At 66.4% G+C, this 15078-nt stretch carries 14 protein-coding genes; 10 read left to right on the top strand and 4 right to left on the bottom strand.

Annotated elements, in window-relative coordinates:
* Window position 1: 1 nt before the first annotated feature.
* On the bottom strand, window positions 2-544 hold the full coding sequence (locus tag AC1ROT_RS07715) for a TlpA disulfide reductase family protein (RefSeq protein ID WP_492998209.1): 543 nt from the start codon (window positions 542-544) through the stop codon (window positions 2-4).
* A gap of 19 nt (window positions 545-563) precedes the next feature.
* Here AC1ROT_RS07715 and argH point away from each other — a divergent pair, with 19 nt between their 5' ends.
* From argH to AC1ROT_RS07735, 4 genes are read left to right on the top strand one after another with little or no spacing between them, the layout of a single operon-like run.
* On the top strand, window positions 564-1997 hold the full coding sequence (gene argH / locus AC1ROT_RS07720) for an argininosuccinate lyase (protein WP_492998211.1): 1434 nt from the start codon (window positions 564-566) through the stop codon (window positions 1995-1997).
* Between the two features lie 2 nt (window positions 1998-1999).
* Window positions 2000-2233 (top strand): hypothetical protein, encoded by a 234-nt coding sequence (locus tag AC1ROT_RS07725; RefSeq protein ID WP_492998213.1) that lies wholly within the window; start codon window positions 2000-2002, stop codon window positions 2231-2233.
* A gap of 23 nt (window positions 2234-2256) precedes the next feature.
* Complete coding sequence (gene lysA, locus AC1ROT_RS07730) at window positions 2257-3540, top strand: diaminopimelate decarboxylase (protein WP_492998215.1); 1284 nt, start codon at window positions 2257-2259, stop codon at window positions 3538-3540.
* Complete coding sequence (locus tag AC1ROT_RS07735) at window positions 3516-6053, top strand: TIGR02302 family protein (protein ID WP_492998217.1); 2538 nt, start codon at window positions 3516-3518, stop codon at window positions 6051-6053. The genes lysA and AC1ROT_RS07735 overlap by 25 nt, the downstream gene beginning before the upstream one ends.
* A 223-nt stretch (window positions 6054-6276) precedes the next feature.
* On the opposite strand, the gene AC1ROT_RS07740 is transcribed toward AC1ROT_RS07735, so the two are convergent.
* The gene (locus AC1ROT_RS07740) at window positions 6277-6648 is read right to left on the bottom strand and encodes a response regulator (protein ID WP_492972798.1); all 372 of its coding nucleotides are present in this window, start codon (window positions 6646-6648) and stop codon (window positions 6277-6279) included.
* A 202-nt stretch (window positions 6649-6850) separates the two neighbouring features.
* Entirely contained in the window at window positions 6851-7810 is a 960-nt protein-coding gene (locus tag AC1ROT_RS07745) for an MJ0042-type zinc finger domain-containing protein (protein ID WP_492998219.1), read from the bottom strand.
* 140 nt (window positions 7811-7950) lie between these two features.
* Between AC1ROT_RS07745 and ftsE the strand changes: the two genes are divergently transcribed.
* From ftsE to AC1ROT_RS07770, 5 genes are read left to right on the top strand one after another with little or no spacing between them, the layout of a single operon-like run.
* The gene (gene ftsE, locus AC1ROT_RS07750) at window positions 7951-8619 is read left to right on the top strand and encodes a cell division ATP-binding protein FtsE (protein WP_492972796.1); all 669 of its coding nucleotides are present in this window, start codon (window positions 7951-7953) and stop codon (window positions 8617-8619) included.
* Window positions 8616-9506 carry a cell division protein FtsX gene (locus tag AC1ROT_RS07755; protein ID WP_492998220.1) on the top strand — a complete coding sequence of 297 codons (891 nt, stop codon included), beginning with the start codon at window positions 8616-8618 and terminating at the stop codon, window positions 9504-9506. Before ftsE ends, AC1ROT_RS07755 begins: the two co-directional genes overlap by 4 nt.
* Window positions 9507-9513: 7 nt before the next feature.
* Window positions 9514-10077, top strand: a complete 564-nt coding sequence (locus AC1ROT_RS07760; RefSeq protein WP_492998222.1) for a D-glycero-alpha-D-manno-heptose-1,7-bisphosphate 7-phosphatase — start codon at window positions 9514-9516, stop codon at window positions 10075-10077.
* Window positions 10078-10090: 13 nt separating this feature from the next.
* Window positions 10091-10786 (top strand): YdcF family protein, encoded by a 696-nt coding sequence (locus tag AC1ROT_RS07765; protein ID WP_492972793.1) that lies wholly within the window; start codon window positions 10091-10093, stop codon window positions 10784-10786.
* Window positions 10783-11508 carry a lysophospholipid acyltransferase family protein gene (locus AC1ROT_RS07770; RefSeq protein ID WP_492998224.1) on the top strand — a complete coding sequence of 242 codons (726 nt, stop codon included), beginning with the start codon at window positions 10783-10785 and terminating at the stop codon, window positions 11506-11508. Before AC1ROT_RS07765 ends, AC1ROT_RS07770 begins: the two co-directional genes overlap by 4 nt.
* Before the next feature lies 1 nt (window position 11509).
* Here AC1ROT_RS07770 and AC1ROT_RS07775 read toward each other — a convergent pair whose 3' ends face one another.
* Entirely contained in the window at window positions 11510-13627 is a 2118-nt protein-coding gene (locus tag AC1ROT_RS07775) for an ATP-binding protein (RefSeq protein WP_492998226.1), read from the bottom strand.
* A 170-nt stretch (window positions 13628-13797) separates the two neighbouring features.
* On the opposite strand from AC1ROT_RS07775, the gene AC1ROT_RS07780 reads away from it, so the two are divergent.
* Window positions 13798-14886, top strand: coding sequence for a substrate-binding domain-containing protein (locus AC1ROT_RS07780; RefSeq protein ID WP_492998228.1), 1089 nt, complete (start codon window positions 13798-13800; stop codon window positions 14884-14886).
* Window positions 14887-15078 lie beyond the last annotated feature (192 nt).

The raw sequence follows: 15078 nt of genomic DNA on the forward strand, positions 1-15078 counted from the left end.
CTCAGTTCTTCTCCGCAATCAGCGCATCAATGAGCGCGAGCGCGTCCGCCTGGTCCCAGTGCGCCTCGCCGATCAGGCGGCCGACCTCGCGGCCCTGGCGGTCGATCAGGATGGTGGTGGGCAGGCCGACGGCGCCCCAGGCGCGGCCGGATTTCATCGAGCTGTCGAGATAGGGCTTGAGCCGGCTGGCGCCGATCTGGGCGAGGAAGGCCTCGACCTTGGCCCGGCCGCCGCGATCCTGGGCGATGGTGACGACGGCGAAATCCTTAGAGCCGCGCAGGCCCGCCAGACGGTCGAGCACCGGCATCTCGACGCGGCAGGGAATGCACCAGGTGGCCCAGAGATTGACCAGCACCACCTGGCCCCGGAATGCGGCCAGCGTGACGGTCTGGTCGGCCGGATCCTGGAATTCGGCCATGGCGACTGGCATCCGCTCGGCCGAGAGGTTAAATTTGCGCATCTCACCGGCACGCGGCAATTCGGCTGCCATGGCAGGGTTTGCCAGGGCCGCAAGCAGCGCCGCCATCGCCAGAAACCGTTTCATACCCGTAGTCATCCCGATCATGTCCGCACGCAAGAAATCAGATAAGTCCAAGGCACCCCGCAAGCAAGCCAACAGCATGTGGGGCGGACGCTTTGCCGCAGGCCCGGCGGCGATCATGACCGAGATCAACGCCTCGATCCGCTTCGACCGCAAGCTCTATCGCCAGGATATCCGCGGCTCGATGGCGCATTGCCGCATGCTGGTGCGGCAGGGTCTCATTTCGGCGGCCGAGGGCAAGAAGATCCTGGGCGGCCTGGAGACAATTCTGCGTGAGATCGAGGCCGGCAAGTTCAAGATCGATCTGGCGCTGGAAGACATCCACATGCATGTGGAGGCGCGGCTGGCCGAGCTGATCGGCACGCCGGCCGGACGTCTGCACACCGCGCGTTCACGCAACGACCAGGTGGCGACCGACTTCCGCCTGTGGGTGCGCGACGCCATCGACCGCATCGATGCCGGCCTCAACGACCTGCAACTCACCCTGCTGCGCCGCGCCGATGAATACGCCGCAACGGTGATGCCAGGATTTACCCATTTACAAGCGGCGCAACCGGTGACCTTCGGCCACCATCTGATGGCCTATGTGGAAATGACCGGCCGCGACCGTTCGCGCCTGAAGGATGCCCGCGCGCGGCTCAACGAAAGCCCGCTCGGCGCCGCAGCGCTGGCCGGCACCTCTTTGCCCATCGACCGCCACAGCACGGCCAAGGATCTGGGCTTCGCCGGACCGATGAGCAATTCGCTGGATGCGGTGGCCGACCGCGACTATGCGCTGGAGTTTCTGTCGGCCGCATCGATCTGTGCCGTGCATCTGTCGCGCCTTGCCGAAGAGATCGTGCTGTGGACGTCTGCTCAATTCCGCTTTGTCACGCTGTCTGACGCCTTCACCACCGGCTCGTCGATCATGCCGCAGAAGCGCAACCCCGATGCCGCCGAACTGGTGCGCGGCAAGGTCGGCCGCATCGTCGGCAGCCTGAATGCCCTGCTGATCACCATGAAGGGCCTGCCGATGACCTACGGCAAGGACATGCAGGAAGACAAGGAACCGACCTTCGATGCGGTCGAGAGCCTGGAACTCTGCATCGCCGCCACCGCGGGCATGATCGCCGACCTCAAGGCCAATGCGCCGCGCATGCAGGATGCCGCCGGCGAGGGCTACACGACGGCGACCGACCTGGCCGACTGGTGCGTGCGCAAGCTCGACATGCCCTTCCGCAATGCCCATCATGTCTCCGGGCGCATCGTGCGCATGGCCGAAAGCCAGGACAAGCCGCTGGAAGCCCTGACGCTGAGGGAGATGCAGAGCGTCGAGCCGCGCATCACCAAGGAGATTTTCGCGGTGCTGGGCGTGCAGAATTCGGTGAAGAGCCGCGTGTCCTATGGCGGCACGGCACCGGCCAATGTGAAGAAGCAGGTGGCGCGCTGGCGCAAACTGCTGGCGAAGAAGGGGTGAGCATGAGCGAGATCCATTACATCTCCGCCGTCATCCCCGCGAAAGCGGAGATCCAGTCTTTGCGCGGCCCCTGGGCTCCCGCTTTCGCGGGAGCGACGAAGGTTATAATGCTCGCCGTGTTCATCACGCTCACGCTCGCTGCCTGCGGCCGCAAGGACGTGCCCGACTATCCGCCCGATGCGACCGAGCGCCCCGGCACCCTGCCGCCGCGCCGCGAATCGATCCGCTATTACTGATCCCCTTTCCGCTTGAGAGTCCGATGACCGGTTTTCCCTGGTTTGCCTATCGCGACGGCGCGCTGTGCGCCGAGAATGTCCCCCTGGCCAGGATCGCCGCCGAAGTCGGCACGCCGGCCTATGTCTACAGCAGCCAGGCGCTGACCGACCGCTATAACAGCCTGAAAGACGCCTTCGCCGGCCTGCCGCATCTGATCGCCTATGCGATGAAGGCCAATGCCAGCCTGGCGGTGCTGCGGCATTTCCGCGACCTGGGCGCCGGCGCCGATGTGGTCTCGGGCGGCGAACTGCAGATCGCCATGAAGGCCGGCATCGCGCCGCAGAAGATCATCTTCGCCGGCGTCGGCAAGACACGCGATGAAATGGCGCTGGCGCTGAACAGCGGCATCGCGCAGTTCAACGTCGAATCCGAGCCCGAGCTGCATGCGCTGTCCGAAGTGGCGACAGCGCTCGGCCGGACCGCGCCGATCGCCATCCGCATCAATCCCGATGTGGATGCCAAGACGCACAAGAAGATCACCACCGGCAAGGCCGCCAACAAATTCGGCATCGCCTATCAGCGCGCGCTGGAGATTTATGCAGAAGCGGCAAAGCTGCCCGGCATCGAGATCGTCGGCGTGCATGTGCATATCGGCAGCCAGCTCACCGAACTGGCGCCCTATGAAGCCACCTTCGAGCGCCTGGCCGAACTGGTCACATCTTTGCGTGCCGCCGGCCACAATATCCGCCGCATCGACCTGGGCGGCGGCATCGGCATCACCTATGACGACGAGACGCCGCCCGATCCGCGCGACTATGCCGCCCTGGTGCGCAAGCATATGGGCAAGCTTGACTGTGAATTCGCGCTGGAGCCCGGCCGTTACCTGGTCGGCAATGCCGGCCTGCTGCTCACGCAGGTGACCTATGTGAAACAGGCCGAGCAGAAGACCTTCCTGATCCTCGATTCGGGCATGAACGACCTGATCCGGCCGGCCATGTACGAGGCCTTTCACCGCGTCGTGCCGGTTAAATCCCCGAATCCCGGGGCTAATCTGGCGCCGGTGGATATCGTCGGCCCGGTCTGCGAGACCGGCGACACCTTCGCCGAGGAGCGTCCGATGCCGCCGGCCGATGCCGGAGATTTGTTGGCCATCCTTTCCGCAGGTGCGTATAGTTCGGCTATGGCCTCCACCTACAACGCCCGTCCGCTGGCGCCTGAGGTGCTGGTCAGCGGCGACCGGTTTGCCATTACGCGCCGACGCGCCACTATTGAAGAGATGACGGCCCTGGAGACCCTCCCAGCATGGTTCAACGAGGCGAAGGCGTAAAGACCAGCGATCACCCGGTTTCCGGTCCCGCAACGGACCGGGACCTGTCGCCGGTGCTGGAACGTCGCCTCGGCTTTGCCCGCGCCGCCCTGTTCTGGGAACAGCTCTGGCCCGCCCTGATGCCGGCCGCCTGCCTGCTGGCCGTCCTGTTCATCCTCGCCGGTTTCGATGTCTGGCGCTTCCTGCCGGTCTGGCTGCACTGGCTGGCGCTCGCCGGCTTTGCCGCCGGCTTCGCCGCCCTGGTCTGGCGCGACCTGCATAGCCTGCGCTGGCCCAACCGCGCCGCCGCCATGCGCCGGCTGGAACGGGTCAACCTGCTGCAGCACCGCCCGCTGGAAGCCGCCGCCGACACGCTCTCGGCCGAACAGCAGGACCCGATCGCCCGCGCCATCTGGGACCTGCATCGCCGCCGCGCGCTGGCCCAGCTAGCCGAGGTGCGCGTCGGCACCCCGGAAGCCGGCTGGTGGCGCCGTGACATCTGGGGCTTCCGCGTGGCCCTTGCCCTGCTGCTGGTGGTGGCCTGGGCCAGCCCCGGCGAAGACCGCGGCCAGCGCCTGGCCGATACGCTCAATCCCGGCACGGCGCTGCCGCCGGGCACCCAGATCGCCGTGGAAGCCTGGATCACGCCGCCGCCCTATACCGGCCGCGCGCCGCTGTTCCTCACCCGTGACGGCAAGGCCGTGCCGGTGCCGCCAGGCAACGCAGCGCTTTCGATTCCAACCGGCAGCCTGCTGAAACTGCGGCTGGCCGCGGCGCCCGAGGGCTTCTCCTTGCGGTTCGGCAAGAGCGAGCAGAGCCTGCATGCCATCGACGAGCGCAATGGCGAACTCGATCTCGCCATCGACCTGGCGCAGGGCGAACATCCGGCGCTGACGCTGCTGCGGCGTGACAAGGTGTTTGCCGAATGGCCGCTGCGCGTGGTGCCCGATCTGGCGCCGAAGATCCGGTATGCGGAAGAGCCCAAGGTGGCCAAGCGCATCGAACTCGAGGTCAGCTTCGAGGCCGAGGACGATTACGCCGTGCAGCAGGTCAAGCTGGAACTGACCCGCGATGGCGCCGAGGCGCCGGTGCTGGTCGACTGGCCGGTGCCGCTGGGCGGCGCCAGCAGGATCACCGACAAGCAGAGCTTCGATTTCACGGCGCATCCCTGGGCCGGCCTGCAGGTGTCGATGACCCTGGTGGCCGCCGATGCCATCGGCCAGACCGGCCGCAGCGACAGCACGACCGTGACATTGCCGGCGCGCCGCTTCACCCATCCGGTGGCGAAAGCCATCGTCGAGCAGCGCCGCGAGCTGGCGCTGAAGCCGCAGCAGTGGCAGCGCGTGGTCACCGCCCTGCGCGCCCTGTCGCTGGCGCCGGAACGCTATCGCGACGACACCACGGCGCATCTGGGCCTGCGCATGTCGGCGGCCCGCCTGAGCCTGAACCGGAATGCCGCCTCGATCACCGCCGTGCAGGACCTGCTGTGGCAGACCGCCCTGCATATCGAGGATGGCAAATCGAGCCAGGGCGAGCGCGACTTCCAGGCGCTGATGGACAAGCTGCAGGATGCCATCGACCGCAATGCCGATGACAAGGAAATCCAGGACCTGATGCGGGAACTGCAGCAGGCAATGGACCGCATGCTGGAACAGATGCTGCAGGATGCCCTGGAGCGCATGGCGCGGGGCGAAGAGCCCGAGGAACTGGGCGAAGACGAAGAAGCGCTCAGCAGCGACGACCTGCAGGACATGATGGACCAGGCCCAGGACATGGCGCAGATGGGCGACCGCGACCAGGCGAAAGACATGCTGCAGCAGATGCAGCGCATGCTGGAAGCCATGAAGAATGGCCGCATCGCCAAGATGCCGGAAGGCCGCCAGCAGCAGCGCCAGGCCCAGCGCGGACAACGGGGGCAGCGCGGCCAGGGCCAGCAGGGCCAGATGATGCAGGAATTCGGCGACATGATGCGCCAGCAGCAGCAGTTGCTGGACCGCAGCTTCCGTCGCAGCCAGCAGGGCCAGCGCGGCGAGGGCAATGCCCAGCAGCGCGCCGAGAACGAAGCCGATGCGCGGCAGCAGGACGAGCTGCGGCGCAAGCTGGGCGAGATGATGAGCCGGCTGGGCGAACGCAACGGGCAGCTGCCCGACCAGCTCGGCAAGGCCGAACGCTCGATGCGGGATGCGCGCGAAAGTTTACGCCGCGGCGAACCGGGCGAGGCGATGCAGGGCCAGACCGATGCGCTCGATCAAATGCGGCAGGGCCTGAACCAGATGCAGCAGGCCCAGCGCGGCAACCCCGATGGCCAGGCAGCGGCGGCTGATTCGCGCCAGAACCAGCGCAACCCGGTGCGCGATCCGCTGGGTCGCAACACCACCGGCTACGAGAATGCCGGCGAGGCCACCAAGGTCCCCGACATGGCGCCGACGGAACGCGCCCGCCGCATCCTGGAAGAACTGCAGCGCCGCGCCGGCAACCGCGAGCGCGCCCCGCAGGAACTGGACTATCTCGACCGCCTGCTGCGCCGGTTCTGAGCACCCCAATTTTTTTGTCGTCCCCGCGAAAGCGGGGACCCAGACCCGCAGGCTCAGGCCTTTGCCCTGGATTCCCGCTTTCGCGGGAATGACGAAATCATTGACCGTCATGCCAACGCGCAGCGGTGGCATCCACGACTTGCATGCTTCGAAAGACAAAGACGTGGATGCCACGCAGGGCGTGGCATGACGGAGATGTTGGGTGTCGCTGGAACTGAACGCCCTACGCCGTCTCGCGCGTCGCCAGAGCCTTCTCCACCGCGGTGTTGAGATCGACCATGCTGAAGGGCTTCTGCAGCACCGGCTGGGTGCTGACGCCGAGATCGTGCACGCGGGCATGCTGCGCCGTATAGCCCGACATCATCAACACCGGTAGATCGGGCCAGTCGCGCGCCACCCGCAGCCAAAGCTCGACGCCGTCCATATTGGGCATGGTGAGATCGGTGAGCAGCAGATCGAAGGACTGGCGCGCGAGCTTCACCAGGGCATCGGCGCCGTCGTTGACCACGACCACGTCATGTCCCTGGGATTCCAGGATGCGCCGCACATATTCGCGAACCGGCGCCTCATCTTCAGCAACCAATATACGCGCCATAGGCCCTCGCCGACGACCGTCGTCCGCCAGGCAGTTTTTTGCCCCTGGACGGCCACCTCTTCTGAAATCAGCTCAGGTGGCGGGCCTGTCATGCCGCGCCAACGCCTTAACCATACTGCAACACAGCATGAAAGAAAACGCGCAATATGGCTGTGCGATCAACCGGCGGATGCAAACCGGCTGCAGTGGACCGTCGGGGGCGTCAGGGCGTGGGCTGGCTGGAGAAGGCCACTTCCAGGTCGACCACCTCGTCCTTCGGCGCCGGCAGGCGGACATCGAAGCCGAGCTTTTCGCCGGTGGCGATGGTCGACTGTTCGAGCTTGATCATCACGGCGCCCAGGTCGCTGCCATTGGCGCCGCGCATGGCGATGCGAATCGGCGGCAGCGGCCGTTCGATCTCGCCGACATTCACCACCTCGCCGGAGACGGCGATCTTGGTCTGGCCGCCGTCCAGGATGGTGGCGGATTTCAGGTTATGCAGCTCTAGCCCCAGCCACTGGGCCGCCTCGACCGGGATGCCCAGATGCTCGTACAGCTTGGCCAGCGGCGGATAGAAGGCGACCAGTTCGACGCGCTTTTCATAGCCGCCGCCGGCGATGCCGCCGAGCACGGCGAGCAGCAGCAGCCAGCCGACCCAGGCCCAGGAACGCTTTTTCTTCGGCTTGGCCGGCGCGCGCTGCACCCCGGCCTCGGCCAGGCGGGCGCGGCGCTTGTTCAGCACGTCGTCGGGGTCTTCGTCTTCGGGCGCCAGCGGGCTGAACGGCTCGTCCAGCGGCGGATGCAGCGGCGGCGGCCGGTCCATATCGTCCAGCTTCAGCTCGAAATCGTCGTCGAAACCGGCGATCCGCGGCACCGGCGGCGCATCCAGATCGGGCGCCGGCGGCGCCATGTCGAGATCGGACAGCGGCGGGGCGGTGATCTTTTCCGGCGGCGGCGGCTTGCCGCCCGGCGGCGGCGGCGGCACCCAGTCATCCTCGGCCGCAGCGGCGGCTTGGGCGGCCGCCTGCACCACGGCGGGCGGTGCCGGCGGCTCGGGTTCGGGCAGCGGTTCCTGGTTCCAGACCTGCCGACAACGCGAGCAGCGGACCTTCCGCGGCGCAGCGCCAAAGGTGGAGGGTTCGACGTGGAACCGGGTTTCGCAGCTTGGGCAGGTAAGAATCATGCCTTAAGTCAGCCTGAAGTCAGCCCTTTTGCGTTTCCGGATGCTTTCCCTTATAGGACGGACAGGGCCTTTTAAGCAAGGCTACAGCCTCGCAAGATATTGGCTGGCAAGGCCTTGGTCGATTCGGAGGAGATCCGGACTTGGTGCGTTTCCAGAACGTCGGCATGCGGTACGGCCCCGGGCCGGAGGTGCTGCGGGATGTGAGCTTCGAGCTGGGCGCCGGGTCCTTCCATTTCCTGGCGGGTCCGAGTGGCGCCGGCAAGACCTCCCTGCTCAAGCTGCTCTACCTGGCCCAGCGCCCGAGCCGGGGCCTGATCAGCATGTTCGGCCAGGATGTTTCCACTGCCAGCCGCGCCGCTTTGCCCATGCTGCGCCGGCGCATCGGCGTGGTTTTCCAGGATTTCCGCCTGCTCGACCACTTAAGCGCGCTGGACAATGTCGCCCTGCCGCTGCGCATCGCCGGCGCCGACGAGAAACGCACCCGCGAGCATGTCAGCGAACTGCTGAGCTGGGTCGGTCTCGGCGACCGGCTGGAGGCGCGGCCGGCGACGCTGTCGGGCGGCGAGAAGCAGCGCGTGGCGATCGCGCGGGCTGTTATTGCAAGACCCAGCCTGCTGTTGGCCGACGAGCCGACCGGCAATGTCGATCCCGATATGGCGCAGCGCCTGATGTATCTGTTTGTCGAGCTGAACAAGCTCGGCACCGCTGTCGTACTCGCCACCCATGACACGCATCTGCTGCAGGAATTCCGCTTTCCGGTGATGCGCCTGCGCGCCGGCCAGCTGCTGATCGAAAGAAACGCCGCATGAGCGCGCGTCGATCCGCCCGCGTCTCGGACCTGCAGCTGGACGTCGATACCGGCGCGCGCTTCCTGCCCTGGGCGCTGGCGGTGATGGTGTTCCTCGCAGCATTGGCCTTTGCCGGCGCGCTGGCGCTGGACGGCACCATCGACGGCTGGCGCCGCGGCGTGGCGGCGAAACTCACCGTGCAGATCGCCGACCGCCCGGGCCAGCCGATGGCGCCGCGCATCGCGGCCGCGCTGAATGTGCTGCGCGGCGTGCCCGGCGTGGCGAAAGCCGAGCCGCTGCCGCGCAGTGCGGTCGAGGCGCTGCTGCAGCCCTGGCTCGGCGCCGAAGCCTTGCAGGCCGACCTGCCGCTGCCCGGCCTGATCGACGTGACACTGGACGACAATGCCGCGCTGTCGGTGCAGGCGCTGGGCGCACGCCTGAGCAATGCCGTGCCGGGCGCGCGCATCGACGATCCCAAACCCTGGCTCGAACGGCTCGTGCAACTCGGCCGCCTGTTGCAGAGCCTGGGCGCCAGCATCGTGCTGCTGGTCGGCCTCGCCTCGGCCGCCATGGTGATCTTCGCCACGCGGGCCGGGTTGGCGGCGCGCCGCGACACCATCGAACTGCTGCATCTGATCGGCGCCGAAGACGGCTATATCGCGCGCCAGTTCCAGCGCCATGTGGCGACGCAAGCGATCCGCGGCGGCGCCATCGGCGCGGTGCTTGCCATCGCCGTGCTGCTCGGCATCCAGCTTCTTGCCGGCGGCGTCGGCACCGGCCTGCTGCCCGGCCTGGCGCTGCTATGGTGGCACTGGCTGGCGCTGCTGGTGCTGCCGGTCGGCGCGGCGCTGCTGGCCATCGTCACGGCGCGGCTGACCGTGCTCGGCGCGCTGCGCCGCATGCTGTGAGGCCGCCATGCTGATCCTGCTCGACCGCGACGGCGTGCTGAACCAGGACATCGACGACGATTATGTGAAGTCGCCCGACGAGCTGGTGATGCTGCCCGGTGTCGGCGAAGCGGTGGCGCGACTGAATGCGCGCGGCTGGCCGGTGGCGATCTGCACCAACCAGGCCTGCGTCGGCAAGGGCATCATCGACACGGCGATGCTGGACCGCATCCACGATACCCTGCGCAGCCATCTGGCGCGGAGCAGCGCCCGCATCGATGCGATCTTCTTCGCCCCCGATCCGCCCTGGGCGGTGACCGACCGGCGCAAGCCCGGGCCGGGCATGCTGCGCGAGGCGATGGCGCAGTTTCGTACTGCACCGCAGAACACCGTGTTTATCGGCGACAATGTCATCGACCTGCAGGCCGGCCGGGCGGCTGACTGCCAGCGCATGCTGGTCCGCACCGGCAAGGGCCGCCGCATGCTGGCGAAAGGCTTGCCCGAGGACGTTTTGCCGGTCACGGTGGTGGAAAATCTGACCGAAGCCGTCGACCGCCTGCTGGCGGAGACCCCTGAAGCGACCCGAGACTGATCAACGATTTGCCATGGCGCGCGACCGTTCCGACTCCCTTCCCGTCATCAGCTGGCTGAAACGCTGGATCCTGCTGCTGCTCGGCCTCGGCCTGCTCTGGCTCGGCGGCGCCGTGGCCTATGTCGAGCGCGTCGAACAGATGCCGCAGCAGCCCGATGAATCGCGCACCGATGCCATCGTGGTGCTGACCGGCGGCGCAGCGCGCATGAGCACGGCTTTGCGCCTGCTGAACGAGAACAAGGCCGAGCGCCTGCTGGTGTCAGGCGTCAGCCAGAGCGCCACACGGGCAACGTTGATGGAAGCCGTGCAGAAGGCGATGCCCGATGTGGCGCAGTCGGCCAACAACTGGCGCGGCATGGACCTGCAACTGCTGTTCGAATGCTGCGTCGATCTCGGCTTCGAGGCCGACGATACGGCCGGCAATGCCACCGAGACGGCGAGCTGGGCCCAGGCGCGCGGCTACAAGTCGGTGCGCATCGTGACGGCGAATTACCATATGCCGCGGGCGCTGGTGGAATTCGGCTACCGCATGCCCGGCATCAGCATCGTGCCGCATCCGGTGCGTTCCGATGCCATGCGGGTGGAAGACTGGTGGCAGCGCCGCACGGCGACGCTGTTCCTGCTCGGCGAATACAGCAAATACGCCGCCGCCCTGCTGCGCGCCCGCCTCGACCAGCAGCTCACCGCCACGGTCGAGAGCAAATCATGATCTGGATCCGCTCGCTGCTGTTCCAGGGCGTCTTCTATGCCTGGACCACGCTGGTGGCGGTCTACAGCCTGGTGCCGATGGCGCTGAACCGCCGCGCCCATGTCTTCCGCATGAATGCCTTCTGGGGCCGCAGCCTGAATGTGCTGCTGCGCGTAATCTGCAACATCGACGTCCGCATCGAGGGCCGCGAGCATATCCCGCAAGGCCCGGCGCTGGTGGCGGCCAAGCATCAGTCGCTGTGGGATACCGCCATCATCTTCGATCTCTTCGGCACGCCCGCCGTGGTGATGAAGAAGGAGCTGCTGAAGATTCCGATCTACGGCTGGCTGACCCGCATCCAGGGCATGATCGCGGTCGACCGCGACGGTGGCGGCGCGGCGCTCAAGCAGATGCTGAAGGACGCGCGCGCCGTGCGCGATGCCGGCCGCAAGATCGTGATCTTCCCGCAGGGCACGCGCACCAAACCCGGCGAGGTGGCGGAATACCAGTCCGGCGTCGTCGCGCTCTACCGCGACCTGAAACTGCCGGTGCTGCCGGTGTCGCTGAATTCCGGCAGCTTCTGGCCCAAGGTCGGCCTGCTGCGGCCGCCGGGCACGCTGATCCTGCGCTTCCTGCCGGTGATCCCGCCGGGCCTGGAGCGCGACGAGTTCACCGCGCGGCTGGAAGGCAGCATCGAAACGGCGACCAAAGAGCTGGAAGCGCGGGCCTTCGCGCCGCGCTGACTCACGCCACCTGCGGACGTGCCATTTTCAGCACATCGGTCAGGGCAACCTGCAAGGCTGCCGCGTCATAAGGTTTGCGCAGGATGGTGAAGCCTTCCTCGGCTGCCGTCTTGGCCTGGTCGCTGTAGCCGGTAGCCAGTATGACCGGCAGCGCGTCGCCATTCTGCTGCCGCACCAGACGCGCGAGATCCAGGCCGTTGGCATCGCCCGGCATCACGATATCCGTCAGGATGACATCGATACCGTCGCGGACATTTTGCAGCACCGCGAGGGCCGCCGGCACATCGGCAGCCAAGATGACGGCGCATCCCAGCTCTTCCAGCAGCCCCTGAGTCACTGTCGCGACATCGGGATTGTCTTCCACCAGCAGTACCTTCACATTCTGGCGCACCAGAGGCTGCGGTGCGCCGGTCTCGCTGCCGGCATCCACGGCATCCAGCGACCGCGGCAGATAGAGCGTCACTGTGGTGCCGCGGCCCGGCTCGCTCTCAATCGCTGCAGTGCCGCCGGCCTGGGTGGCAAAACCATAGACCTGCGACATGCCGAGCCCGGTGCCCTTGCCCACATCCTTGGTAGTGAAGAAGGGTTCAAAGGCGCGGCTCAAAATTTCGGGCGGCATGCCGATACCGGTATCCGACACGGCCACAGCCACGAAATCGCCGTCGAGGCCAAGCGGGTTCGGGCCGGCCAGGGTGATATTGCCCGCAAGCATACGGAGCGTGCCGCCGCCGCTCATCGCATCGCGGGCATTCACCGCCAGATTCAGCAGCGCCAGTTCAAACTCGCCAATATCCACCCTGGTGAGCCAGATATCCTGGGCTATCGAGGCCTCAACGGTGATATCGCCGCGCAAGGATGCCTGCAGCATTGTCTGGATCAACGGCAGGCGCTCGCGCAGATCGACCGTCTTCGCCTCATGGGTCTGCTGGCGGGCAAACGACAGCAGCTGCCGCGTCAGATTGCTGCCGCGCTTCACGGCAATCTCGATAGCCTCCAGCGATCGCCGGGTACGCTCATCCACAGCCAGCGTGCGTTTCAAACGCCCGGCGTTTCCGCTCACTACCATCAGCAGGTTGTTGAAGTCATGGGCGATGCCGCCGGTGAGCTGGCCGATCGCCTCCAGCCGCTGGGCCTGCTTCAATGCAGCTTCCGCCGCCTCGCGCCGCGCCACCTCCTCGTGGAACCGCTCGGCCCGGCGCAGCGCATACATTGTCAGCGCAAACATGCCTAGCACGATGGGCAGGCCGATGGCGAGTTGCGTCAGTATGGTGTTGCGGAATTCGGCCGCAAGCGCCGAGGTTTCGATGCCAGCCAGGACATAGACCGGAAAATCCGGCACCTGGCGATAGCCATTGCGCCGCTCGACACCATCCGCCGCAGAGGCCGCCGTGTAGATACCACCGGATGGATTGTCACGAATCACCGCGGGAATCCGCGTGGTGGTGCCCGGCTGGCCCATTACATCGGGATAACGCGCCAGAATCTGCCCATCGGCTTTCACCAGCCCGAAGGCATCATGGCCGCGCGCCAGCTTGCCGTAGAACTCGCTGAAATGCTGCGGCATCACGGTGACCGCGATGACACCGTTGAACTGGCCGGCATCGTCGCCCTGGCGCCGGCCGCTGACCACGAAGAAGGACAGCGTGCCGATACGGGCCCGGATCACCTCGCTGATATAGGTTTCGGTCGCCATGTCCTTCTGGGCGGCGAAATAGCTGCGGTCGGTGTTGTCCAGGTCGCGCGGCACCGGATAGATCGTGCTGGAGACCAGCGGGCGGCCATGGCGATCAAAAGCCCAGATCGCCTCGATTTGCGGGAGGGCCTGCTGCGTGCGCTTGAGCCGGAGATACAGATCGGCCTCTCGTGCCCGAATCTCCCGGTCCGGAATATTTCCCACCACCTCGTTGATCTCGGAGATCGAGCGTTCGACCGTTTGCAACGCCTTCAGCGCATGTTCCTGCAGCACATCGAGCGAGCGTTCGATACGCTCGTTGGCCTGTGCGTCGATCTCGCGGTAATTCTGCCAGGTGGAATAGGCGAATATGATCGCCGGCCCGATCAGGCTGAAGACAGCGATCAGGCGCAGCGGCCAGAAGAATGTCAGCTTTGTCTGCGGCACCGGCGGATTTAAGCATCCGGTGTGCATTTTTCCAAGCAAACCCGGAAAAGCCGATCCGCCGGAAGCCATGGCTGCCAACGGTTTATTGGCGCTATACTGCGACGGATACGGGGGGGTAAGAGGCAATGGCGGTTGGGGCGAAAATAGCGCCGCTCGTTCTGGCACTGGCTGTGACAGCCGGCCTGCCCTGCACGGCATCGTCCCAGACCGCCGCCGAACTGATGGTGCCGCTGCCGCCGTCGCCCTATGGCCAGCCCGTGCCGGGCCATCCGCATGGACCGCCGGCCGCCTCGCCCGACACCCTGACACTGAGCAATGCCGATATCGGGCGGCTGCGGGCCGGCCGCTTCAAGGCCGCCATCGCCATGCAGGCGCTCGATTCACCATGGAATGCCCTGCAGGTGGAAGCGATCACCACCACGCTGGCGCGCTACGGCGTCGAGGTCGTCTCGGTCACCGACGCCGCGCAGAACCCGGCGCGGCAGGCCGGCCACCTGGCCGGCATGATCGCCCGCAAGGTGGATATCATCTTCTCGGTGCCGATCGATCCGTCGACCCAGACCGCTGCCTACAGGCGCGTTGCCGATGCCGGCATCAAGCTGGTGTTCATGGACAACGTGGTCCACAACATGACGCCGGGGCGCGACTATGTCACCGTGGTGGCCTCCGACAACGAGAAGAACGCGGCCTGGGCCACGGAAGAACTGCTCAACGCCATCGGTGGCCGCGGCGAGGTGGGCCTGATCACCTTCGCCTTCGATGCCTATCATTCGGTCACCACGCGCCGCGAAAGCTTTGTGCAGACGCTGTCGAATTATCCCGGCGTGAAGCTGGCGGCGACCGAGCGGTTCACCCAGCCGCGCGAGGTTTACCAGAAGACCATCGCGATGCTGACGGCGCATCCCGGCATCAAGGGTATCTTCGCCGTCTGGGGCGATCCGGCGATGCAGGCCGCCGCCGCCGCCAAGGCCCTCGGGCGCACCGATGTTGTGATCACCACCAACGATCTGGGTCCCGATACCGCGATGTATGTGGCGCGCGGCGAGATTCTGGCCATCGGCGCGCAGCTGCCCTATGACCTGGGCGTCGCCGAGGCCAATGCCGGCGCCCATGCCCTGCTGGGCAAGCCGGTGCCGCCGTATATCTCACTGCCGGCCCTGCGGGTGAAGAAAGCCAACCTGATCCCGGCGCTGGAACTGGTGACCAAGCGGCCGGCGCCCGAGGCGGTGAAGCAGGCCTGCGGCGCGGACTGCCGGTAGGCGGCCTCAATGCCGGTCATTGCCGCCATTTCCCATGGTCTCTCCAGCCGCACCGGTCCCTCCTGCTGCTCCCGATCCGCTCAGTCTGGCCCTGTGCATAATCTGGGATAACTCGGATTCACCCCCTTGCGGATCGCGGGGATAATCCTGATTTGTCAGGTATTACAAGATATTGATTCCCGCATGGCTGCG

It is taken from the genome of Ferrovibrio sp. GW821-FHT12E11 (assembly GCF_058806975.1).

Bases quoted from the DNA above. Each gene is read 5' to 3' on its own strand.
- AC1ROT_RS07715 (WP_492998209.1), bottom strand. From the start codon at position 544: ATGAAACGGTTTCTGGCGATGGCGGCGCTGCTTGCGGCCCTGGCAAAC.
- argH (WP_492998211.1), top strand. From the start codon at position 564: ATGTCCGCACGCAAGAAATCAGATAAGTCCAAGGCACCCCGCAAGCAA.
- AC1ROT_RS07725 (WP_492998213.1), top strand. From the start codon at position 2,000: ATGAGCGAGATCCATTACATCTCCGCCGTCATCCCCGCGAAAGCGGAG.
- lysA (WP_492998215.1), top strand. From the start codon at position 2,257: ATGACCGGTTTTCCCTGGTTTGCCTATCGCGACGGCGCGCTGTGCGCC.
- AC1ROT_RS07735 (WP_492998217.1), top strand. From the start codon at position 3,516: ATGGTTCAACGAGGCGAAGGCGTAAAGACCAGCGATCACCCGGTTTCC.
- AC1ROT_RS07740 (WP_492972798.1), bottom strand. From the start codon at position 6,648: ATGGCGCGTATATTGGTTGCTGAAGATGAGGCGCCGGTTCGCGAATAT.
- AC1ROT_RS07745 (WP_492998219.1), bottom strand. From the start codon at position 7,810: ATGATTCTTACCTGCCCAAGCTGCGAAACCCGGTTCCACGTCGAACCC.
- AC1ROT_RS07755 (WP_492998220.1), top strand. From the start codon at position 8,616: ATGAGCGCGCGTCGATCCGCCCGCGTCTCGGACCTGCAGCTGGACGTC.
- AC1ROT_RS07760 (WP_492998222.1), top strand. From the start codon at position 9,514: ATGCTGATCCTGCTCGACCGCGACGGCGTGCTGAACCAGGACATCGAC.
- AC1ROT_RS07765 (WP_492972793.1), top strand. From the start codon at position 10,091: ATGGCGCGCGACCGTTCCGACTCCCTTCCCGTCATCAGCTGGCTGAAA.
- AC1ROT_RS07770 (WP_492998224.1), top strand. From the start codon at position 10,783: ATGATCTGGATCCGCTCGCTGCTGTTCCAGGGCGTCTTCTATGCCTGG.